The sequence below is a fragment of the Cesiribacter andamanensis AMV16 genome, from assembly GCF_000348925.1.
GTDB lineage: Bacteria > Bacteroidota > Bacteroidia > Cytophagales > Cyclobacteriaceae > Cesiribacter > Cesiribacter andamanensis.
The window spans coordinates 18,740-39,541 of the sequence record NZ_AODQ01000022.1 but is presented as its reverse complement, the minus strand read 5'-3'; the positions used below and the strand labels follow the sequence as shown (position 1 = coordinate 39,541).

Annotated in this window: 19 protein-coding genes and 1 pseudogene; 13 read left to right on the top strand and 7 right to left on the bottom strand. The window is 52.8% G+C overall.

What is annotated here, in order from left to right:
• The first annotated feature begins 22 nt into the window (after window positions 1–22).
• From ADICEAN_RS06115 to ADICEAN_RS23685, 6 genes and pseudogenes are all read left to right on the top strand, one after another.
• Window positions 23–385 carry a DUF1987 domain-containing protein gene (locus ADICEAN_RS06115; protein WP_009194685.1) on the top strand — a complete coding sequence of 121 codons (363 nt, stop codon included), beginning with the start codon at window positions 23–25 and terminating at the stop codon, window positions 383–385.
• Window positions 386–644: 259 nt separating this feature from the next.
• A complete protein-coding gene (locus tag ADICEAN_RS06110) occupies window positions 645–3,749 on the top strand; it encodes an ATP-binding cassette domain-containing protein (protein WP_009194684.1) in 3,105 nt (1,034 codons plus the stop codon).
• A 93-nt stretch (window positions 3,750–3,842) separates the two neighbouring features.
• The gene (locus tag ADICEAN_RS06105) at window positions 3,843–4,745 is read left to right on the top strand and encodes a hypothetical protein (RefSeq protein WP_009194683.1); all 903 of its coding nucleotides are present in this window, start codon (window positions 3,843–3,845) and stop codon (window positions 4,743–4,745) included.
• Between the two features lie 6 nt (window positions 4,746–4,751).
• On the top strand, window positions 4,752–5,183 hold the full coding sequence (locus tag ADICEAN_RS06100; RefSeq protein WP_009194682.1) for a hypothetical protein: 432 nt from the start codon (window positions 4,752–4,754) through the stop codon (window positions 5,181–5,183).
• 63 nt (window positions 5,184–5,246) lie between these two features.
• Window positions 5,247–5,876 carry an alpha/beta hydrolase gene (locus ADICEAN_RS06095; RefSeq protein WP_009194681.1) on the top strand — a complete coding sequence of 210 codons (630 nt, stop codon included), beginning with the start codon at window positions 5,247–5,249 and terminating at the stop codon, window positions 5,874–5,876.
• A gap of 155 nt (window positions 5,877–6,031) precedes the next feature.
• Window positions 6,032–7,798: pseudogene (locus ADICEAN_RS23685) on the top strand (PP2C family protein-serine/threonine phosphatase); the annotation flags it as partial.
• 130 nt (window positions 7,799–7,928) lie between these two features.
• Here the strand turns inward: ADICEAN_RS23685 and ADICEAN_RS21810 are convergent.
• The 6 genes from ADICEAN_RS21810 to ADICEAN_RS06065 all read right to left on the bottom strand — a co-directional run bounded on the left by ADICEAN_RS21810 (window position 7,929) and on the right by ADICEAN_RS06065 (window position 14,118).
• Window positions 7,929–8,315 (bottom strand): DUF1987 domain-containing protein, encoded by a 387-nt coding sequence (locus tag ADICEAN_RS21810; protein WP_009194679.1) that lies wholly within the window; start codon window positions 8,313–8,315, stop codon window positions 7,929–7,931.
• A gap of 13 nt (window positions 8,316–8,328) precedes the next feature.
• Window positions 8,329–9,432, bottom strand: coding sequence for a SiaB family protein kinase (locus ADICEAN_RS06085; protein WP_152426330.1), 1,104 nt, complete (start codon window positions 9,430–9,432; stop codon window positions 8,329–8,331).
• Between the two features lie 121 nt (window positions 9,433–9,553).
• On the bottom strand, window positions 9,554–10,315 hold the full coding sequence (locus ADICEAN_RS06080; protein WP_009194677.1) for an SDR family NAD(P)-dependent oxidoreductase: 762 nt from the start codon (window positions 10,313–10,315) through the stop codon (window positions 9,554–9,556).
• A 101-nt stretch (window positions 10,316–10,416) separates the two neighbouring features.
• Complete coding sequence (gene porT / locus ADICEAN_RS06075) at window positions 10,417–11,169, bottom strand: type IX secretion/gliding motility protein PorT/SprT (protein WP_009194676.1); 753 nt, start codon at window positions 11,167–11,169, stop codon at window positions 10,417–10,419.
• Window positions 11,118–11,846 (bottom strand): bifunctional demethylmenaquinone methyltransferase/2-methoxy-6-polyprenyl-1,4-benzoquinol methylase UbiE, encoded by a 729-nt coding sequence (gene ubiE / locus ADICEAN_RS06070; RefSeq protein WP_009194675.1) that lies wholly within the window; start codon window positions 11,844–11,846, stop codon window positions 11,118–11,120. Before ubiE ends, porT begins: the two co-directional genes overlap by 52 nt.
• Before the next feature lie 124 nt (window positions 11,847–11,970).
• Window positions 11,971–14,118, bottom strand: coding sequence for an OmpA family protein (locus tag ADICEAN_RS06065; protein WP_152426329.1), 2,148 nt, complete (start codon window positions 14,116–14,118; stop codon window positions 11,971–11,973).
• Between the two features lie 227 nt (window positions 14,119–14,345).
• On the opposite strand from ADICEAN_RS06065, the gene yihA reads away from it, so the two are divergent.
• A complete protein-coding gene (gene yihA / locus ADICEAN_RS06060) occupies window positions 14,346–14,954 on the top strand; it encodes a ribosome biogenesis GTP-binding protein YihA/YsxC (RefSeq protein WP_009194673.1) in 609 nt (202 codons plus the stop codon).
• Between the two features lie 52 nt (window positions 14,955–15,006).
• A complete protein-coding gene (locus ADICEAN_RS06055; protein ID WP_009194672.1) occupies window positions 15,007–15,534 on the top strand; it encodes a DUF5606 family protein in 528 nt (175 codons plus the stop codon).
• Between the two features lie 91 nt (window positions 15,535–15,625).
• Here ADICEAN_RS06055 and fbp read toward each other — a convergent pair whose 3' ends face one another.
• Complete coding sequence (gene fbp, locus ADICEAN_RS06050) at window positions 15,626–16,663, bottom strand: class 1 fructose-bisphosphatase (RefSeq protein WP_009194671.1); 1,038 nt, start codon at window positions 16,661–16,663, stop codon at window positions 15,626–15,628.
• 275 nt (window positions 16,664–16,938) lie between these two features.
• On the opposite strand from fbp, the gene ADICEAN_RS06045 reads away from it, so the two are divergent.
• From ADICEAN_RS06045 to ADICEAN_RS06025, 5 genes are all read left to right on the top strand, one after another.
• Window positions 16,939–18,195 (top strand): aspartate kinase, encoded by a 1,257-nt coding sequence (locus tag ADICEAN_RS06045; protein ID WP_009194670.1) that lies wholly within the window; start codon window positions 16,939–16,941, stop codon window positions 18,193–18,195.
• Between the two features lie 80 nt (window positions 18,196–18,275).
• Window positions 18,276–18,806 carry a hypothetical protein gene (locus tag ADICEAN_RS06040; RefSeq protein WP_009194669.1) on the top strand — a complete coding sequence of 177 codons (531 nt, stop codon included), beginning with the start codon at window positions 18,276–18,278 and terminating at the stop codon, window positions 18,804–18,806.
• Window positions 18,807–18,996: 190 nt separating this feature from the next.
• A complete protein-coding gene (locus ADICEAN_RS06035; protein ID WP_009194668.1) occupies window positions 18,997–19,410 on the top strand; it encodes a response regulator in 414 nt (137 codons plus the stop codon).
• Between the two features lie 172 nt (window positions 19,411–19,582).
• Entirely contained in the window at window positions 19,583–20,104 is a 522-nt protein-coding gene (locus ADICEAN_RS06030; protein ID WP_009194667.1) for a response regulator, read from the top strand.
• Between the two features lie 182 nt (window positions 20,105–20,286).
• Window positions 20,287–20,694, top strand: a complete 408-nt coding sequence (locus ADICEAN_RS06025) for a response regulator (protein WP_009194666.1) — start codon at window positions 20,287–20,289, stop codon at window positions 20,692–20,694.
• Window positions 20,695–20,802: the final 108 nt, after the last annotated feature.

The following is a 20,802-nucleotide window of genomic DNA, read 5'->3' as shown; positions in this document are numbered from 1 at the left end:
CCTTATTAATCAAGATACAGTCATGCAAATTATAAATCTGGAAGGAACGGAGGATACTCCGAAAATCATACTGGACAAGAACAACGGCATCTTTGAGGTATCGGGCCGCTCGCTGCCCGAAGACTCCGCCGAGTTTTACCAGCCCGTGCTGGACTGGCTGGAGGCCTATAAGGAAGAAGCCAACAGCTCTACCGACTTCGTTTTCAAGCTGGAGTACTTTAACACGGCTTCCTCTAAACTGATCCTGGACCTGCTGTCGCAGCTGGAAGAGATCGAGGGGGTAACCGTACACTGGTACTACCACGAGGATGATGAAGACATGCAGGAAGCCGGCGAGGAATTCTCTGAGCTGGTAGAAGTGCCCTTCGAATTTAAAACCTACTAAGAGCCTGTCTAAATTTTGTTTTTAGATTTTTTTATAGTGCATTTCTTTCTCAGTCAAGACAAGCCGTCCGCAGCTCATTTCGAAACACATACCCAAAGGTACGGGTAGAGAAATAGCTGCAGAATGAGGAAGAAATGCGCATAAAAAAACTAAAGGATAAAGTTTAGACAGGCTCTAGGGGGTCCGGCAGGCAGCCGGATCCCCATAGGGGGTCCTACCCGACCCCGGTGAAACCCTACACCTCTGATTATTTTGCAACATGAGTGAGGAAATATTAAAGGCCCTTACCCAATTATTTGCCATCATCACCAAACAGGATGGCGGCGCTACGGAAGTAGAACGGAACTTTGTGATCCGCTTCTTTCAGCAGGAGCTGGACCAGGACTCTGTGCGGGAATACCTGGAGCTTTACGATAAGTTCGTGGGCTACAACCAGGAGGAAGAATCCGAAGAGGGGACGGGCGAAGAAGAGGAGAGCAAGAAAAAAGTTCGCAAGCTTACCTCGGTGCGGGATTCGGTAAAGACCCTGGCCATTTGCAAAAAAATCAACAAGACCCTTACCCAGAAACAGCGGGTGGTGGTGCTGATCAAGATCCTGGAGCTGGTGGCTTCCGACAAGAACTTTACGCCCCAGCGCATGGAGATCATCGACACCGTTTCCACCGTATTCCGCTTTAACCGGCAGGAGTACAAGCTGATTGAAAGTTTTGTGCTGGCGGCCAACAGCGCCTCGCTCAACTTTGAAGACATTCTGGTGGTGGGCAACGGGCTGGAAGAAATCCTGGCCGAATCAGGCATTAGTACCGCCGAGGGCGATATTGACCTGAAAAAACATGTATACACAGAACTGACCGGAGAGCTGATCTTCATGAAGGTGCAGAGTGTGGACATGTACTTTGTGAAATACCTGGGCCATGAGGAACTGGTGCTCAACGGCTTTATCATGAAGCCCGAGCAGGTTTACCTCTACTCCCACGGCAGCACCATCAAAACCCCCAAGGGGGCGGCGCTTTACTACAGCGACATCACCAGCCAGTTTAACCTGGAGGCGGTGCAGGCCAAGCTTTCCTTTAATGCTATTGAGCTGGAATTCCGCTTTCCCAATGGCGACATTGGTCTGCGGGACATCAACATCAGCGAAGGCCCGGGCAACCTCATTGGCATTATGGGCGCCAGCGGGGCGGGCAAAACTACCCTGCTCAACGTGCTGGCCGGCATTGAAAAGCCCAGCGGCGGCCAGATCCTGATCAACGGCCTGGACCTGACCACCGAAAAAGACAAGCTGCAGGGGGTAATTGGCTACGTGGCGCAGGACGACCTGCTGATTGAGGAGCTGACCGTTTACGAAAACCTCTACTACAACGCCAAGCTTTGCTTTGCCGGCATGAGCAAGGAAGAGCTGCACAAGCGGGTAATTCAGATGCTGGAAAGCCTGGGCCTGGAGCAGCGCAAAGACCTGCGTGTGGGCTCGGTGCTGGACAAGACCATCAGCGGCGGCCAGCGCAAGCGCCTCAACATTGCCCTGGAGCTGATCCGGGAGCCGGCCGTACTCTTTGTGGACGAGCCCACCTCGGGCCTCTCCTCCCGCGATTCAGAGAATGTAATTGACCTGCTAAAAGAGCTTTCGCTCAAGGGCAAGCTCATCTTTGTGGTGATCCACCAGCCCTCGTCCGACATCTACAAGATGTTTGACAAGATGTACATCATGGATACCGGCGGCTTCCCGGTATTCTATGGCAACCCGGTGGCAGCGGTTACCTACTTTAAAAAAGCCACCAACCAGGTAGATGGCGACCGCGGCCAGTGCCCTACCTGCAGCAACGTAAACCCCGAGCAGATCTTCAACATCATTGAGGCGCGCGTGGTAGACGAATACGGCCAGCTGACCAACAAACGCAAGGTAAGCCCGCCCCAGTGGCACGAGCAGTTCCAGAGCAAATTTAAGCTGGAGAAGGTGGCCGATGTGCCCGAGGCCCCGCACAGCACCCTTAGTATCCCCTCCCGCCTGATGCAGGCCATGGTGTTTACCATCCGGGACACCCTGGCCAAGATCAACAACAAGCAGTACCTGCTGATCAACCTGCTGGAGGCCCCCCTGCTGGCGCTTATCCTCTCCTTTATTATCCGCTACCATACGGGCGAGGCCTATGTGTATCGCTTTAACGAGAACATCCCGGCCTTTTTGATGATGGCCATTGTGGTGGCGCTCTTTATGGGCCTTACCGTAAGTGCCGAGGAGATTATCCGGGACCGCAAGATCCTGAAGCGCGAAAGCTTTCTGAACCTGAGCTGGAACAGCTACCTGATGAGCAAGCTGGCCATTCTCTTTACCCTATCGGCCATCCAGACCTTTTGCTTTGTACTGATCGGCAACCTGGTGCTGGGCATTGAGGGCATGATGCTCCCCTTCTGGCTGGTGCTCTTTTCAGTAAGCTGCTTTGCCAACGTGCTGGGCCTTAACATTAGCTCGGCCTTTAATTCGGCTGTTACAGTCTACATCCTTATCCCGCTGCTGCTGATCCCGCAGATGATCCTGAGCGGCCTGCTCTTTCCCTTTGATAAGCTCAACAACAGCATCAGCAACCGGGGCAAGGTACCCATTGTGGCCGACATGATGGCCTCTCGCTGGGCCTACGAGGCCATGGCTACCTACCAGTTTAAGAACAATGACTTCTCGCGCTACAGCTACCCCCTGGAGGCCGATGCCCGCATGGCCGATTTTAAATCGAACTACTGGGTAGATAAGCTCAAGGAGGCCCTGCGCTTTGTAGAGGCCAACCGGGAATCCGGCTCCGACAGCGTGCAGCAGGAGGTTGGCAAAAAGTTTGCCTTACTAAAGGCCGAGCTACTCAAAGAGCCTGTAAAACTGAGTCTGGCTAGCCTGCCCCTGCAGGAGCTGAGCCCGGCAACGCTTACAGCAGAGCACATCAAAGCGCTGGAGCAATACTTCAGCGAAATACGGCTGCATTACATAGATGAATACCAGCTGGCCGAAATGAAGCTGGAGAAGCTGGTACTACTGCGTCAGGAAAAGGAAGAAGGGTTTACAGTAAACGGGTACAAGAACCGGTACTTCAACGATGCCATGGATGACCTTGTGCGGAATGTGGGAACGGAAGACCGTATCCTGGAGCAGAACGGAGAGCTGGTACAGCTAATTGACCCCATCTATCATGTACCGAATAATCCAAAACATGCACTGGATTACCGGGCCCACTTCTTTGCCCCCCAAAAGCACTTTTTTGGACAGTTTTATGATACCTTCTGGTTCAATATTGTGGTAATCTGGCTCATGAGCGCAGGTTTGTACCTACTGCTCTTTGCAGAAGGCATTCGCAGACTATTGGCCCTTTTCAGCCGGTAATCCTCCATTTTCATAAAATTGTACATATAAGGTACATCCTACTGGATAATAAAATCGGAAAGCATAAATTTGTTACAATTCGCATTGTCCATCATGAAAAAATTATCGCTGTTTTCCTTGATGTTGCTGGCTTTGTGGTCATGCGGCAGCGGCAAAAATGCCGATGCAGAATCGTATGAAGCAGCCCTGGCTGATACCAAGCTGGCCCAGCCCCAAATATCGAAAGAAGTTATTCACGATATTTTGCAACAGATCCCTTCTCCGCTGGAGATTTCGGTGCTGCTCAAAGAATCAGGTACCCGCTACAACCCGGCCATCCTGAACAATCCCAAAGCGGTGAGCCAGTACAACACCAGCTATCAGAAGGCGGTAAACCTGGGGGTATATGGTACCGACCTGGGCTATACCAACATCTATGAGCAAAACCAGGATGCCATCTTTTACCTGAACTCCATCAAGCAGCTGGCCGATGAGCTGAGCATTGGGCAGTTCTTTGATTTTGGCACCATTAAGCGGCTGGCCACCAACAGCAGCAACCTGGATTCACTGTTGTACCTGACTACCAAGAACTTCAACAACATAAACGGCTATCTGCAGGACCAGAACCGGGCCAACCTTAGCATCCTGATCCTGACCGGCGGCTGGCTGGAGGCCCTGCACATTACCGCAGAAGTGGCCAAGGCCAACCCGGATAATGCCGTACTTATTGAGCGTATTGGCGAGCAGAAGATGATCCTGGACAACATTATGCTGCTGCTGAGCTTCTACAGCGAAAGCAATCCCAACATGGCGCACTACATGGAGACGTTTCAGCCGCTGGCCAATGCCTACGAAAAGGTACAAATTATCCACACCTATGCAGAGCCTACCTTTGTGGAAGTAAATGGCATGCTTGTTGTAAAGGACAATAGTACCAGCGAGGTAAAGATCACCGCTGAAAACCTCAAAGAGATCACCGAAACTACTCAAGCAATTCGTACCAAAATCATTAACTAATTGAATATGAAAAGGATTTTCGCAACGTTTGGCTTTCTGGCTATTTTTGTGTTGGCAGCCAACACTGCCTTCGCCCAATGCAGTGCCTCCGATATGGCTGATAACTGCATTACCCAGATGAGCGACGGCTTTAACTTTGTGAAAAGCTTTCCCATTGATGGCGAAAAGGGGGCTAAGAACAAGATCGAATACTCCTATGTATTCGCCAAAGGCACCGAATATGCCATCAACATTTGCACCACGGGTGAAGCACCCGATGGCATCATTGTGAGCCTGTATGACTCTAATCGTCGTCAGGTAACCACCAATCAGGCAAATGGCAAGCTTTTTAAAGGAGTTGTATACAACTGTAACTCTACAGGCATCTATTACATAACCTTTACCTTTAAAGATTCAAATGCCTTCTGTGGCGGCAGCGTACTGGGCTTCCGCAGATAGGTACAAGGATCCATACTACCCCTTAAGAGGCAGGCTTATTCCCTGCCTTTTTTATTTTCAGGCATGCAGCACACCCTTACCTTTTCTTTCCAGGCCCGCTATTTTTCACTGGGTACCCCTGGCCAGCCCGCCTGGCTGGTCTGCCATGGCTACGGACAGCTGGCCTCCTACTTTATCCGCCACTTTCAACCCCTGGCCGATGCGGGCTATCATATAGTCGCACCGGAAGGACTCTCCCGCTTTTATCTGCAGCAGAGCAGCGGGCGGGTAGGCGCCTCCTGGATGACCAGGGAAGACCGCCTCAGCGATATCCAAAACTACCTGCAGTACCTGGATGCCGTAGCGGCCCACAGCCAGCTACACCTGGCTCCCGAGATTACCCTGCTGGGCTTTTCACAGGGGGTGGCTACCATCAGCCGCTGGGCCATGCACACCCCCCTGGCCTTTAGAAAACTGGTGCTCTGGGCAGGGGTGTTCCCGCCCGACCTGCCCATGGAGCTTTCAGGCGCCTCGTTAAAGGGGGTACAGTTGCACCAGGTATGGGGGCTGCAGGATCCCTATCTGGACAAGGAAAAACTGGCCGAACAAACCCGCTATCTGCAGCAGCTTACAGGCGATACCCTGCAAAACCACCAGTTTGAGGGAGCCCACAGCCTGCACACCCCTACCCTGCTAAAGGTGGCCTCCCTATAAGCCGGATGAAATGCCACAGGCATCAGGTGCTTCCTTCACTTACTCAGGCAGTTAGAAAGAGATGCATACAGCTGCTTACTGCAATAATGCAAAAAAAAGCACGTGCCACCGGCCTACCTTCGTTAGCTTGATATTTTTAGATAGATTCGCATACCATGTATCGCTATACACTCCTCTTTTTCTTTCTGTTGCCGGGCTTTATGGCCCTGAGCCAGAGCAGGCAGTTTGTGCTGGAGGGCACGGTGCATGGCTATGAGTATGAGGCCAGCCGGGGCTTTTTGAAAAAAAGCAAGCCTCCCTTTTTTGAAGGTACCCTGGAGGGCGCAACCCTGAGCCTGGAGTTGAACGGGGATGTGCTGGAAGAGCGCTTTACCGATGAGAAGGGCACCTATACCCTCAGCCTGGAGTTTAATCAGCTCTATACCCTGGCCATTTCCAAGCCGGGCTACAACGTTATTACCCTGCTGGTGGATACCAGGGCCTTCCCCAAAGAAATTCAGCAAGGCGGCTACCGCTTCTTGGGCGCAGAATTTGTACTGAACAGCTTTAAGAAGGGGGCCGACCCCGACCTGAACCGTACCCTGGGCCGCCTGCACTATAACCCCTCCAAACGCCAGTTTAACCTGGCCCGCATCGATAGCCGCAGTGGCCCGGTGCAGCAGGGCGCCGATGGGGCCGATGCCGGCATAGAGCTGATGGAGCGGGCCATTAGCCGCAACAGCGAACGTATAGATGCCTATGCTCCTGAAGCAGCCTCGGGTCCGGGGCAAGCCAGTACGGCCCGTGGTGCAGGTACTCCGCCGCAAGCCAGAACCCCTCTGGCCGACAGCCTGCGCGAGCCCCAGCCCTCCCCCCGATCAGCCCTCTCCAGTGACCCCTACCTGGGGCCAGCCCTTGGACGCGATATTTCTGATACCAGCCTCCTGAGTACAAAAGAAGAGGCCCTGAGCCGGGCGCGGGAACAGCTTGCCATGGACAAGCTGCGCCAGCAGACCAAAGAAGACAGCCTGGTACTCCTAAAGCGGGAAGCCCAGATACTGGCTGCCGAGCAGGAGATCCAGAATGCCCGCCTCCTGATCAAAACCCAGGAAGAAACCCTGCGGGCTCAGCAAAACTCCCTGCTGCTCCTGATTCTGCTGCTGGTGGTGCTTACGCTCTTTTCCATCCTGGTCTATTTCTTTTACCGCAATAAACAGCGCACCAGCCTGCTGCTGGAGCAAAAGAACCAACAGATCACCGACAGCATCAGCTATGCCCAGCGCATTCAGCAAAGCATATTGGTAGGAGAACGTACGCTGAAGACCTACCTCTGCGATTCCTTTGTGCTCTCTGAACCGCGGGATATTGTCAGTGGTGATTTTTACTTCTTCCACCCCCATGCCAGGGGCTATGTGGTGGCAGTGGCCGACTGCACCGGCCATGGGGTACCGGGTGCCTTCATGTCGCTGATCGGCCACCGGCTGTTGCGGGAGATTGTGGCGGAACAAAGCATTACAGACCCTGCCCAGATCCTGGACCGGCTCAATAAGGCCGTTCAGCAGACGCTGCAGGGAGAAAAAGAAGGGGATATTTTGCAGGATGGCATGGACATTTCGGTCTGCTACATTGAGCCCGAAAAGCATAGCATTACGTTTGCTGCTGCCATGAACCCGGCCTACCTGGTACAGGAGCAACATCTGCAGGTGCTACAGGCCGATATTAATTCAATAGGGGGGAAAATTCTGCGCAGCGGGCGCACACGCAGCTTTACCAACAAGGCCATTGCCTATGCCCCGGGCAGCATGCTGTACCTGTTTACCGATGGATTTATGGATCAGTTTGGGGAAGAAACCGATCAGAAATTCAATACCCGCCGCTTTAAAGATATGATCCTGAGCCTGCAGCACCTGCCGGCTGAAGAACAGAAACACCAGGCCTATACACTTTTAAAAACTGGCAGGGCAGCATACGCCAGACCGATGATATTCTGCTCATGGGCATTCGCCTGCCCTAGACCAGGTGCGGTACTCTGCCTTCTGAGCAAGGGCTCACAGTGGTCGCCAGCTTCGCTTCTTACAATGAAAAGGCCTCCATTACAAAGGGAAGGTCTACGATGCTTTCCATCTCCCGACCCTTCATTTCCATCAGCTCATCATCCTGGTTATAGCTCCATACGATCTGCACCTGCTTGCCGGGTTGGCGGTGCAGCTCCTCCAGCACCAGCAGCAGGGTAAGAATCTGCTTTACGGAGCTTGAGTTAAAGTATTCCAGCTCTATGGTCAGCCGGGTTTCGGCATTGGCTTCCTGATCCCGGTAGCGCTCTATCCATTCCAGAATGGGGCGGTAGAACTGCTCGGCATTTTCGGGCAGGCTACGTCCGGTAATGGAGAGCTGTCCGCCCGGCTCCAGTTTAATGGCGGGCGTATCGGATTTCTGCTCCAGGTAGAGTGGCTTTAGCATAGCGTACGTAGGGTCAGATGGTGGTACTCAGGGTGAAAAACGAATAGTGATCGTTAACGGTCACAAAACTAAAATCGAATGATCCGGTACTATAGCGGCCTGTTTCAATCAGGCCCAGGCCGGCACCCCCTTTAAGGGTGGCATTGGTATTGCGCAGCTCCTGCTTGTAGAGTTGCTGCAGCCCCCCCTTATCCAGGGCATTGATCTGCAGCAAATGCTGCCGCAGCTGGGGTATTTTATCCTGTGCAATGAAATTGCCTGCACAAAGTAAGTGATGATCGTCTTGTTTGCAAATGCAAAGCACCCCCTCCTGGCGTCCGTGCCACTCGGCCCCGTGTTTCATGATGTTCTGAAACAGCTCAACCAGCACGTAGAGGATGGCTTTTTGCCGAAAAAGCTCCGAGCGTTGCTGCCGCAAATTAAATTCAATCATCTCCAGCACCGGCATCATCGCTTTTTGCGAAAAATCGCTCTTGTACAATAAGAGGATTCCCTCCTGCTGCAGGCTTTCATACAACTTCTGGGTGCTGCTGATGGGCAGGACCTGAGCGCTGCCAGCCCCCTCCTCCTGCATGTGCAGCTGAAAAAAGAACTGGGAAAAGGCATCGGTGCGGGACACAAAATCATACTGAAACTGCTGGCCGGAGCGGCGGGCCATTTCAATTAGCCCCAAGCCTGCACCTCCCTTATCGGAATACTCACCGCCGGGCAGCAGATCCAGGTACATCTTGCGCAGCTCCACCCCATCCAGGCGGCTGAGGTTACCAAGTTTGGCCTGCAGGGGGGCTACCCGCTGGTTGCGCACCAGGTTTACCGATGCTATGGAATACTGGCTCTGGCGGTGGTGGCGCACCATAAACATGCTGGAGTCCGGCTTCTTCTCCCCCTTCTTCAGGGAAGGCTGCTCCTGATGGCGGATCACATTCTGAAAACACTCGGCGATCAGGAAGGCAATTTTGCGGCCCGATCTGCCGCTGCCAGGCTGCTCGGTAATTCTGCGATCGTTTAAGGCAATAAGCTTTTCGGTGATGTTATCGCTCACATCGCCCAAATAGAACAGGCTAAGGCCGTCATCCTCAAGCGCTTGGTACAGCTCGTACACTTTGTACACCAACATGCTCATGTGCCTATGCTGCTCATTTGGTCGCAGACCTTTAAAAATACTAAATATTACCCAAATAAACGCATTGTAGCTCCGGAAATATATTTAGCGTTCTAAACCCCACAGCGGGTCTTATTTACCCCCTTCTCACCACCGCTGCACTTGCCTGATCGGTGGGCAGCAGTACCAGGTCGCTGATGTTTACATGCGGGGGGCACTGCAGCACAAACAGGATCACCGCCGCCACATCTTCCGGCCTTAGGGGGTGCAGACCACTGTAGACCTGGGCAGCCCGCGCATCATCTCCCTTAAAGCGTACCTGAGAGAATTCAGTCTCTACCAGGCCAGGATTAATGGCACTTACCTTTACCCCATAGGGGTTCAGGTCCATGAGCATCCCTTTGCTGATGGCATCCACCGCATGCTTGGAGGCGCAGTAAACATTTCCTTTCGGATAGACCTCTTTGCCGGCTATGGAGCCAATGTTGATCACATGCCCCCTGCGACGCGCCACCATCTGGGGCAGCACCGCCTTGCTTACGTACAGCAACCCTTTCACATTGCCATCCAGCATGGCATCCCAGTCATCAGGATTACCCTCCTGCAGGGTATCCAGGCCATGGGCATTGCCGGCATTGTTAATCAGTACATCCAGGGTGGCAAAATCCGGGGGCAGGCTATTCAGGGCCGCTTCAACCGCCGCTCGGTCGCGCACGTCAAACTGCAGGGTATGCACCGGGCACAGGGGGGATAGTTCTTCCTGCAGCTCGGCAAGGCGCTCCTGGCGGCGCCCGCATAGCACCAGCCGGTAGCCCTGGCTGCCCAGCAGACGGGCAGTGGCCTGGCCTATGCCGGAGGTGGCTCCGGTAATGAGTACAGTGGTTGTTGCATTGTTCATACCGGCAAGCTAAGGAGGTTCAGCAAAAGAAGGTAGCACTAAAAACAAAAAAATCGCTCCCAGGGGGGAAGCGATTCTGTAAAGCGTTGCCAAGTGGTAGCTTAGTTAAAGACCAGGTACACCCCTATGATGTGGGTGCCCAGCCTGTCAAAGGCCCTGCCCAGCTGGTTTTCCTTATTTTGCAGCACATCGCGCACCCCATAGGAGTAGCGGATCTCGGGTGAGAATTTAAAGAGCGGAAAATAAAAGTCGGCGCCAATGCCTACATCGGCTGTCAGGTTGTTGCCCGTAAGGCGCAGGCCTCCTTCGGTATTTTCCTCGCGCTGTTTTTTACCCGTTACGTCAATGATGGGGGTCATGCCGCCGGTTATAAACATGCGGTGGTTGCCCCGGCGCTGCGATTTATACTTGAGCGAAAGCGGAATATCAATGGTGGTAAAATCGGCCAGGGCATCGCGGGTGGTGGCTTCCTGCTGGCGGGTCTCAAACTTCAGGGTATAGTCGTAAAAGGCTACTTTGGGCATCACCCGAAAATCCAGGTATTGGGCCAGCCGAAAGTTGGCCAGAAAGCCTATGGAAAAACCAAAGGGCACCCCGGGAATGATGTTGAGCGTATCGCTAAAGGAAGGATCAGCAAATGCCTCAGAAAACTTTGGCCGCAGGGTTGATGTGTGCCCCCCCAGGGTAAAGCCATAGGTTAAAAACCGATCATCGTATCCGGCCAGGTTTTCCTGGCTGCCCCTGGTCTCTACCTGTGCCCGGGCGGGCAAACAGGCAAGTGCCAGCAGCAGTGAGAGCAGGCTTATTTTGAGGCCAGATAAATGGCGCTTATGCCAAAGGTGAGTGGTTTCCATGCTGTGTTTTTATAACCTGTTTCTTCCAGTATCTTCAGAAAGTCCCTGCCATCCGGAAAGGCCTGTACCGACTCCGGCAGATAGGTATAAGCCGAGCTGTCTTTGGAGATCAGGCGCCCTACCCGGGGCAGCACCTGCTGAAAATAGAAGTTGTAGATCTGCTGAAAGGGAAAGCTGCGGGGGCGGGAAAATTCCAGAATGGCCACGGCGGCGCCGGGCTTCATTACCCTGTTCATCTCCTTCAATCCCTTTTTGAGATCTTCAAAATTGCGTACACCAAAAGCAACGATCACCGCATCAAACATATTATCTTCAAAGGGCAGGTTTTCAGAATCGGCCTGCTTCATCTCTATTTTGTCGGCCAGGCCGCGCTTTAGCATTTTCTGCCGGCCTACCTCCAGCATACCGGCCGAAATATCAATGCCGGTAATTTTGCGGGGCTTCAGCGAGAGGGCTTCCAGGGCAAAATCGCCGGTGCCAGTGGCTACATCCAGAATATGATCGGGCCGGGGCTGGCGCTTACGCAGCAGGCGAATGGCTTTTTTGCGCCACAGCACATCAATGCCCAGGCTAAGCAGGTGGTTGAGCAGGTCATAGCGGGGGCTTATGTTGTCAAACATATTCGCTACCTGCTCTTTTTTGCCTTTGTTCTGATCTTTATAGGGTAAAACTGTCATAGGTACTTCTACTACCGCAGGCTGCAATAAGTTGTGAATGGGCTGCCCCTGCCGCAGCAGCCCTCAAAAATAAAAAACGGGGCTTTAATTCCCCGTTTTTCTTGCAGAAAGCTTTGTACTTATCTTATTGGTTGGCAACCGACCCACCCCTGCGCAACACTTTAAACTCTACACGGCGGTTAAGGGCCCGGCCTTCCTTGTCATCATCATTAGAGGCAATGGGGCGCTCCTCTCCATAACCTTTGGCGCTAATGCGGGCTTTGCTGATGCCTTTTTGCACCACATAGTCCACCACCGCCTGGGCCCGGCGCTGAGATAGTACCCGGTTGTACTCCTTACCCCCAACATTATCGGTATGGCCGGAGATTTCAATTACCATGTCGGGGTTTTCGTTCAGCAGGCGCTCCAGTTTGTTGAGCTCGTCATAGGACTCCTTCATAAAGGTTGCTTTATCAAAATCAAAGTAGATGTTGCGCAGTACGGATGATACGCCCACCTTCAGCCTGTTGAGCTCTACGGTGCGCACAATTTCCTGTGGCTGAGCGGTAGCAGCCGGCAGGGTTACCTTGAAGTTCTTAAACAGGTAGCCGTCTTTTTCGATGCTCAGCATCATCTGAGTGGCCTGTTTCTGGGTGGTGGTAAAGCGGTACTCACCCGGAGCGGTATTGGATTTGCCGGCCAGCTGGTTATCGGACTGGCGGCGCAGATTTACCGTAGCATCCAGCGGCTGGTTGGTTTCATCATCCGTCAGGCGAATGATCAGGGTAACCGGCTGCAGCACGGGCTCTTCTTTCTTGGGAGGAACAGGGGTTGGCGTTTCCTTTACCTCAGCTACCAGCGTTGGCTCAGGTTTGGCCGGCTGGGGCTCTTCTTTCTTCGGTTCTTCTTTTGCCGGCTCTTTTTGGGCAATCACAGGCTCTGGCTGCGGCTCACCATCAGGGAAGAAGTTCACCATGTAGATATCGGTATAGCCCTGTCCATCATCGCGTACCGAGGCGTAATAGCCTCTCTTGCCGTCTTTGGTGGCTACAAAGAATACGTCTTCATCGGGGGTGTTGATGGGGTAGCCCAGGTTAATGGGCTCGGTCCACTGTTTGGCCGTGCTGTCATACACGCTTTTGTAGATATCATACCCGCCCATGCCCTTGCGGCCCCGGCTACTAAAGTAGAGCGTTTTGCCATCATAGTGGATAAAAGGGCTCTCGTCGTCAAATTCGGTATTGATGATGGGGCCCAGGTTTTCGGAGCGGCTCCACTTGCCTTTGGCATCTTTGCGGCTCATGTAAATGTCCAGCCCGCCTAGTCCGCCGGGGCGGTCACTGCTGTAGAACATCAGGCTGCCGTCTTTGGATACGGATACGGATTTTTCGGCAAAGCTGGAGTTGATGTACTCGCTTAGGGGCTGGGGCATGGACCAGCTGCCGTCTTTTTCTTTGGTGGAGTAGAAGATATCCCCTCCGTTGTCATACCGGTATACATACAGCGTATTACCATCGGCCGATAGCGACAGGTTGCTGTTGTGGTACATGTCGTTTACCGGCTCCTTGATGTTTTTGGCGGCGGTCCACTCGCCATTCACTTTTTCGGAATAGAAGATATCTTCAAAATAGAAGTTATCCGAGTCTACGTTTTCGTTGAGGTTATCTTCCTGGCGGCGGGAGGTAAAGATCAGAATGGTTTCATCTTCGTTCAGTACCGGACCGTAATCGGGCCAGATGGAGTTTACTTTGGCCGATACGTTTACAATGGCGTAGTGCTTGGGGTTTTTGGCGTATTCCAGACCGTTCTTACACTCCTCGATGCGGCGTTCTACATCGCGCAGCTGAATTTTGTCTTTGCCGCGGTAGTTGACATCCGAGAGGGTCTTTTGCTTGTACTGGTTGTAGTAGTTCAGGGCTTCTTCAAACTTCTGTCCATACTGAAACCCCCGGCCAATGGAGTAGAGCAGGTCGTAGCGGTAGTTGGGATCTTTCTGGTACACACGCAGAAAATACCTGGCCGACCGGTCTTTGTTGATGGTCTGCTGGTAGGTAAGTCCCGTCATGTAGTTGGCTTCCACATGGCCAGGATCCAGGTTAGCGGCAATTTCAAAGTATTCCCGGGCCTGTGTAACTACTTTGGTACTTTTTAAGATTTCCTGCGCCAGCTCATAGTACTCTGCCGCCTGGCTGATGCTATCTGCCCTGCTGGTAGCCATTTGCCCCTGAGCAACCCCTGCACTGCCGAGGCACAGCACCATCAGCAGCATACGACCTATATAATTCTTTATCATTGGATTAGGGATATTCCTTCCATACGTCCAGAAAATGAGAGAGTAAGTTAGCGCTCTTTCCTTAAATAATCCAAAACCATTTGTTCTGCAGTCCTTTAGGCTATGTAAGACCCTGGCCTTTTTTGCATTTTTAGCACAAAACAGTTTAGATTACCCCCTATCGGTACAGGCCCAAAGCAGGGCTCGGGGCTTGGCGCTGGGCGCAGGAAATCGTACCTTGCAGCTATATGCAAGCACTGAACGCTCAATTTTTAGTAAGCAACAGCACGGTGAAGAGCTGCCCGCCGGCCGATCTTCCGGAGTATGCCTTCATAGGCCGCTCCAATGTAGGAAAATCGTCGCTCATCAACATGCTGGTAGGCCAGCGCAAGCTGGCCAAAACCTCGGGCACGCCGGGCAAAACCCAGCTCATCAACCATTTTGTGATCCAGCAGAGCTGGTACCTGGTGGATTTGCCCGGCTACGGTTTTGCGAAGGTAAGCAAAACCCAGCGCAGCAGCTGGACAAAAATGATAAAAGATTATCTGGAACAGCGCCAGAATCTGGTATGCCTGTTTGTGTTGTTGGATGTGCGGCTGGAGCCCCAGAAAATTGACCTGGAGTTTATGCAGTGGGTGGGCAAAAATGGCCTGCCTTTTGTGATGGTCTTTACTAAAGCTGATAAACTCTCGGCCACCAAGGCCGATCAGCAGGTAGCCGCCTATAAGCGTACCATGCTTAAACACTGGGCCGAGCTCCCCCCCTATTTTGTCACCTCCTCCGAAAGCGGCCGGGGCCGGGAGGAAATCCTTGAATTTATTCAAAACCTGAACCAAGAATACAGGAATAAGCCATAAATTAGCGCACCTTTTTAAACTTGCTTAAAAAATCAACTGGAAAAGAATAGGTATGGAATTACGAGAAATTGCATCAATTGCCGGAAAAGGCGGCCTCTACCGCATTGTAAAGCCCACCCGCAGCGGCGTAATAGTAGAATCGATCGATGGCAAGAATACCCGCCTGGTGATCAGCGCCAACCAGCGCGTATCCGTTCTTAAAGAAATATCGATCTACACCACCACAGCCGAAGGCACCGAGCCCCTGGAAAATGTACTACAGGCGATCTATAAAGAATTTGGCGACGATCCGGGCGTGGATGGTAATTCTTCTTCGGAAGAGCTGCGCTCCTTTTTGCAGCACATTCTGCCCACCTTTGATAGGGAGCGGGTATACGTATCGGACATCAAGAAGCTGGTAGGCTGGTACGGCATACTGCTGCAGCACGCCCCCGAAGTGCTGCAGGAAGGCGCCACCGCCACAGAAGAGCAGGCCGGTGAGCAGGCAACTGCCGCTGATGAAAAAGCCGATAAAAAAGAGACCGCTCCCAAGGCGGAGAAAAAGCCAAAAGCAAAGGCCAAGGCCAAAGACGAAAAATAAGCGCTACCGCTTCTACTGCATAAAAAAAGGCTGCCTCAAGCATGGGGCAGCCTTTCTAATTTACAACCTAAAACAATATCAAAAAACGCTTCTACAAACTAGTGACAGCAGCAGCCGGCTGATGATGCTCGGTGGCCTGCTTAAAGAAGTGTCCGGCCTGCTCTACCATTTTTTTAGACCCGATAAACAAAGGGGTACGCTGGTGCAGCTTGGTAGGGGTAATGTCCAGAATGCGCTGGTGGCCATCGGTAGCCGCTCCGCCGGCCTGCTCGGCTATAAAGGCCAGGGCGTTGCATTCGTATACCAGGCGCAGCTTGCCATTGGGCGCCTTGGCACTGGCCGGATAAAAGTAAATACCGCCCTTCATCAGGTTGCGGTGAAAATCGGCTACCAGCGACCCAATGTAGCGGCCGCTGAACTCCCGGCTTTTGCAATACTCGATGTACTCCTTTACGGCCGGCTCAAAGGTGTTGTAGCTGCCTTCATTTACCGAATAGATCTTGCCATCTTCGGGCGATTTAAGGCTCTGGTGCGACAGGAAGAATTCGCCCAGCGAAGGCTCATAGGTAAAGCCGTTTACCCCGTAGCCGGTGGTATAGACCAGGATGCTGCTGGTGCCGTAGAGCAGATAGCCCGCTGCCACCTGCTCGGAGCCCTTCTGCAGCACATCCTCATCTGTGATAGGCCCGCCCGGGGCCGACTTGCGGCGGTAGATGGAGAAGATGGTGCCGATGGATACATTCACATCAATGTTAGAGGAACCATCCAGGGGGTCCATGGCCACTACATACTTGCCGTTGGGGTTTTCCAGGTCGATGATGCCTTCATCTTCTTCTGAGATAATGGCACACACCTCTCCCCCGTTGCGCAGCGCCCGGATGAACCGGATATTGGCAACCACATCCAGCTTTTGCTGTTCTTCGCCCTGTACATTGGTGGCGCCAAAGGCACCGGCCAGGTTGATCAGGCCACAGCGGGTGATCTCCCGGTTTATAATTTTTCCGGCAAGGGCTATATCACGCAGTAGTTGGGAGAGCTCTCCGGTAGCATAGGGAAAATCATCTTGTTTGCGCTTAATAAAGCGATCTAATGTAGTACCAACAGGTAAGCCAAGATTTTCCTTTGTCATAAAAAATAGGAATTTAAAGATTTTGGGTTCGGGACAAGAAAAAATGCCTCTAACGTTATTTTTCGTAAAGGTCGTACAAATGGTGCAAATCTCCGCAATCGATTGCGTAAAATTTTATACGCACGTTTGGGCCGGAAGTTCCACCTTACGGTGAAGATACCCCATAAACTTTGCAAGCTGCCCGATAGTTTAAAACAGAAAATCTGCCTGCCAGGGGTGCCATAAACGAAAGGAATCCTGCATATTGCGCTCCGCAGCGTTTAGAACAGCAACACATGAAAGTTTTTAAGTTTGGAGGCGCTTCGGTAAAAGATGCCGAAGGGGTAAAAAATGTAGTCCGCATCATACAATCCCATAGTGATGAGCCCCTGCTGGTGGTGGTATCGGCCATGGGCAAAACCACCAATGCCCTGGAGGTGCTGCTGCAGCTTAGTGTAGAGCACCAGTCCTATGCCGAGAAGATCAACGAGCTGTACGAGTACCACCTGCAGATTGTAAAGGGCCTTTTTGAGGACATTCACCATGAGGTGCACTTTTTTCTGGCCCAGCGCTTTCAGTCTCTTACCCGCGCCCTGCAGAAAGCCCGCCGCCAGGAGTACAACCAGGTGTATGATGAGGTAGTGGCCCATGGCGAGCTGATCTCGTCCGGCATTGTGCAGGCCTACCTGGCCCAGCAGGGGGCCGCCAGCCGCTGGGTGGATGCGCGCAGCTACATCAGCACCAACAACCTGCACCGCGAGGCGCAGATCAACTGGCCCCTCACCAGCAGCCGCATCAACCGGGACCTGGCCCCCATCCTGGAGGGGGAAATTGTGATCACCCAGGGTTTCATAGGCAAAAGCTCCGACGGCCACACCACTACCCTGGGCCGGGAGGGCTCTGATTTTTCGGCCGCCATCTTTGCCGCTTCGCTCAATGCTGCCTCGGTCACCATCTGGAAAGATGTGCCCGGCGTACTCAATGCCGACCCCAAGCGCCTGGCCAGCACGGTGCTGTACCCGGAGCTAAGCTATTATGATGCCGCCGAAATGACCTACTTTGGCGCCTCGGTGATCCACCCCAAAACCATAAAACCGCTGGCCAACCAGCAGATTCCCCTGCTGGTGCGCTCCTTCAAACATCCCGATGAGCCCGGCACTCGCATTCACCAGAGTCAGGTGGTGCCCCCTGCCCCGGCCATTATCTTTAAGCAGGACCAGACCCTGATCACCTTTAACATCCGGGACTTTTCCTTTATTACCGAGCGCAACATGAGCAGCATTTTTTACCTGCTGGACCTCATGCACATCAAGATCAATGTGATGCAAAACTCGGCCATTTCTGTTTCCATCTGCATTGATGGCAATACCAGCAAGAACGAAGCGCTGATCAACAGCCTCTCCAGCGAGTATGATATCCGCTTTAATACCGGCCTAAGCCTGCTGACCATCAAGAATTATACCGAAGAGACCATAGCCGAGATGAGCCGGGATAAGGAGATTTTGCTGGAGCAGCGAACCCGCCACACCTACCAGATTGTGGTGCGATCATGAAACAAATACCGGCTTACTGCACTATATAGATAAGCACTATCTGCACCTCCGGCCCCGGGCCCGGTGCCCAGTTTAGAGATATGACCAAGTACGAAGAACTCTGCAAAGCTTACGCCAAGAACCTGTCGGACTTTAAGACCTACAAGGAGCTGTGCTACCATTTTGCCATAAACCTGATGGAGCAGCTAAAGCAGGAATTCAACATTCCGCCCGACCGGCTGCAGCTCAGGTCTAAGGAAGACTCCAAGGAAACCACCGACAATATGCTGGAGGCCATGGACATGCAAAAGGATACCTTCTGGCACATCCGCTTTTCCATTACCGTTTGTTCCGAGGCCGATGAGCAGCTGAAGGAAAGCATGAGCTTTGAGATCTGCATCAAAAAGCTGCCCAGTCACTTCTTGCTATCCATTCCCAACGAGCGGGAGTTTATCATCCTGGAAAAGGAAGAGGGCTATAATTTCTCTGAGTTTTTTTCCTACCTGTTTACGTCGCTCAAGAATTTTTATGAGCAGGAGCTGGAGCGTTTTCTCTCCACTGCCCCCAGCACTTCAAGCGGTAAAAAAGAGCAATCACCCATAGGATTTCGCTTTGATGTGATCGATGACTAGGCAGAGAAGTCCTGTATACCAGTGCCCTGCGGCCAAAAAATCAGCCAGATTCCCGCATTTTTTCAGGGCCACATATTAATTTGCAAAGCGTACAAACTAGCGGTCGTCCGCAGGCGTTTTACTAGCGGAAGGAAACAATTTTTCTGCCAGCTGTGCCAACTCTCCGGCCACATCGGGCAAATCTGTCGTCATGGCATTTGAAAAAGTAGATACGATCATTCTGGTAGACGATGACCCCATCACCTGTTACCTCAATGCCAAACTAATAGAGGGCATGGGGTATGAGGGGGCCATTGTAGAGCTCTGCAGCGGCGAGGCGGCACTGGACTATCTGCGCAAGACCCGATCTCCCGAAAACAAGACCCGCTCTACGCTTATCCTGCTGGACATTAATATGCCGGAGATGAATGGTTTTGAGTTTTTGCAGGAGCTGCGCGTCTTGCAGGCCATCAACAAAGAAAAGCTGGGAGTAGCCATACTCTCCAGTTCCACCAGCCAGAAAGACCAGGACGAAGCTACCCGCCATGTGCTGGCCGGCTATCTGACCAAGCCCCTGCTGGAAGAAGAACTGCTGGAAATTCTGCAATCGCCCTGTTTTATCTGAGCCAGCCCCACCCTTAGCGTTGATCACCCGCGGTTTTTTCTGCTCAAGCCCCGTAAAAGCGGCATGGGATTGTTGACTTTTTAGCCAATCTCCCGTACAAAAAATGAACACCCGCCCCAACCACAGGGCTGGTGCGGTGCAAGCAAAGCAGGGATGACAAAAAAGGTGGGGCATGACACAAAAGAGACGTATTCTACTGATAGATGATGATCAGATTTGCAGCTGGCTGAACAAACTACTGCTGGAAGAAATGCAGGTAGCTAAGCAGATCATTTGCTGTACCAGCGGTGAAGAAGCGCTTCACTATCTGCGAAAGGCCTCCGCTGAAGGGGAACCCCCTTCCCTACCCGACCTCATTTTTCTGGACCTGAACCTGCCCGACCTGAATGGGTTTGAGCTACTGGAAGAAGCTACAAACCTGAGCGGCTGCGAGCGGATTGCCAGCGAACGCACCATTTTACTCACCAGCTCCATGCACCTGCCAGACCTGCGCAGGGCCAATGAAAAAAAGGTGCTCGGCTACCTGGTTAAGCCCCTTACCCGTACCAAAGTACAGGAAGTGCTGAAAAGCATAACCCTGCATGCTCAGCCCCCCTTAGCTGCCGCTCCCGATCGCCTGCCCGCTGCCAATCCCAAAAGCAGGGGCAGGGACGCTGCAGCCCCTACGCCCAGCCACCTGGCGCCTCCCCATTAGGCGCTCAGCTGCCCGAAAACTGCTTTTCAAGATAGGGGTACCTTCGCCAGTCAATAACCTTTCTCCTGGCTAAGCAGTTAGAGACAGAGCATCAAGATAGTACAGCATTGCTGTAGCCACACAACCGGCTGCTCTCTGAGCCGCTACATACTTTGCCGTATACCCTTTAACCAGCTTCCTGTATGGCCCAACGCATTAGAACTATACTTTTTATTGATGACGACCAGATCATAGGCCTGGTTAGCAAACGACTCCTGGAACAGCTGGAAATCGCCTCCGATGTACAGCTCTTCCATGACAGCTACCTGGGCCTTGCCGCCCTGGAAAGCAGGTACCAGCCAGGCTCTCCGCATGTGCAGCAGGCCGGCACCGATCTGGTATTGCTGGACTTAGACATGCCCGGCCTTGGGGGCTTTGCCATACTGGATCAGCTGCTGGCCCGGCAGCAGGAGGGAAACGTATCCCTGCAGCAGGCTCAATTTGTGATCATCAGTGCGCATATAGGAGAAAAAGAAATCAAGAAAGCTGCCAGCTATCCCATCCTGGGCCTGCTGGATAAGCCCATCCGCCCCAACAGCTGCAGCAGCTGATCGCCAGCCTGCCACACCCCCTCACCCGCTAGCCTGCTGGCTACTCCTACCCCCTAAAAAAAAGGCCAGCGCTCTTGAAGAGCACTGGCCTTGCGACATCCTCCACAG

Bases quoted from the DNA above. Each gene is read 5' to 3' on its own strand.
- ADICEAN_RS06030 (WP_009194667.1), top strand. From the start codon at position 19,583: ATGACACAAAAGAGACGTATTCTACTGATAGATGATGATCAGATTTGC.
- ADICEAN_RS06055 (WP_009194672.1), top strand. From the start codon at position 15,007: ATGGAATTACGAGAAATTGCATCAATTGCCGGAAAAGGCGGCCTCTAC.
- ADICEAN_RS06100 (WP_009194682.1), top strand. From the start codon at position 4,752: ATGAAAAGGATTTTCGCAACGTTTGGCTTTCTGGCTATTTTTGTGTTG.
- ADICEAN_RS06035 (WP_009194668.1), top strand. From the start codon at position 18,997: ATGGCATTTGAAAAAGTAGATACGATCATTCTGGTAGACGATGACCCC.
- fbp (WP_009194671.1), bottom strand. From the start codon at position 16,663: ATGACAAAGGAAAATCTTGGCTTACCTGTTGGTACTACATTAGATCGC.
- ADICEAN_RS06045 (WP_009194670.1), top strand. From the start codon at position 16,939: ATGAAAGTTTTTAAGTTTGGAGGCGCTTCGGTAAAAGATGCCGAAGGG.
- ADICEAN_RS06095 (WP_009194681.1), top strand. From the start codon at position 5,247: ATGCAGCACACCCTTACCTTTTCTTTCCAGGCCCGCTATTTTTCACTG.
- ADICEAN_RS06080 (WP_009194677.1), bottom strand. From the start codon at position 10,315: ATGAACAATGCAACAACCACTGTACTCATTACCGGAGCCACCTCCGGC.
- ADICEAN_RS21810 (WP_009194679.1), bottom strand. From the start codon at position 8,315: ATGCTAAAGCCACTCTACCTGGAGCAGAAATCCGATACGCCCGCCATT.
- porT (WP_009194676.1), bottom strand. From the start codon at position 11,169: ATGGAAACCACTCACCTTTGGCATAAGCGCCATTTATCTGGCCTCAAA.
- ADICEAN_RS06025 (WP_009194666.1), top strand. From the start codon at position 20,287: ATGGCCCAACGCATTAGAACTATACTTTTTATTGATGACGACCAGATC.
- ADICEAN_RS06115 (WP_009194685.1), top strand. From the start codon at position 23: ATGCAAATTATAAATCTGGAAGGAACGGAGGATACTCCGAAAATCATA.
- ADICEAN_RS06085 (WP_152426330.1), bottom strand. From the start codon at position 9,432: ATGTTGGTGTACAAAGTGTACGAGCTGTACCAAGCGCTTGAGGATGAC.
- ADICEAN_RS06110 (WP_009194684.1), top strand. From the start codon at position 645: ATGAGTGAGGAAATATTAAAGGCCCTTACCCAATTATTTGCCATCATC.
- yihA (WP_009194673.1), top strand. From the start codon at position 14,346: ATGCAAGCACTGAACGCTCAATTTTTAGTAAGCAACAGCACGGTGAAG.
- ubiE (WP_009194675.1), bottom strand. From the start codon at position 11,846: ATGACAGTTTTACCCTATAAAGATCAGAACAAAGGCAAAAAAGAGCAG.
- ADICEAN_RS06105 (WP_009194683.1), top strand. From the start codon at position 3,843: ATGAAAAAATTATCGCTGTTTTCCTTGATGTTGCTGGCTTTGTGGTCA.
- ADICEAN_RS06065 (WP_152426329.1), bottom strand. From the start codon at position 14,118: ATGATAAAGAATTATATAGGTCGTATGCTGCTGATGGTGCTGTGCCTC.
- ADICEAN_RS06040 (WP_009194669.1), top strand. From the start codon at position 18,276: ATGACCAAGTACGAAGAACTCTGCAAAGCTTACGCCAAGAACCTGTCG.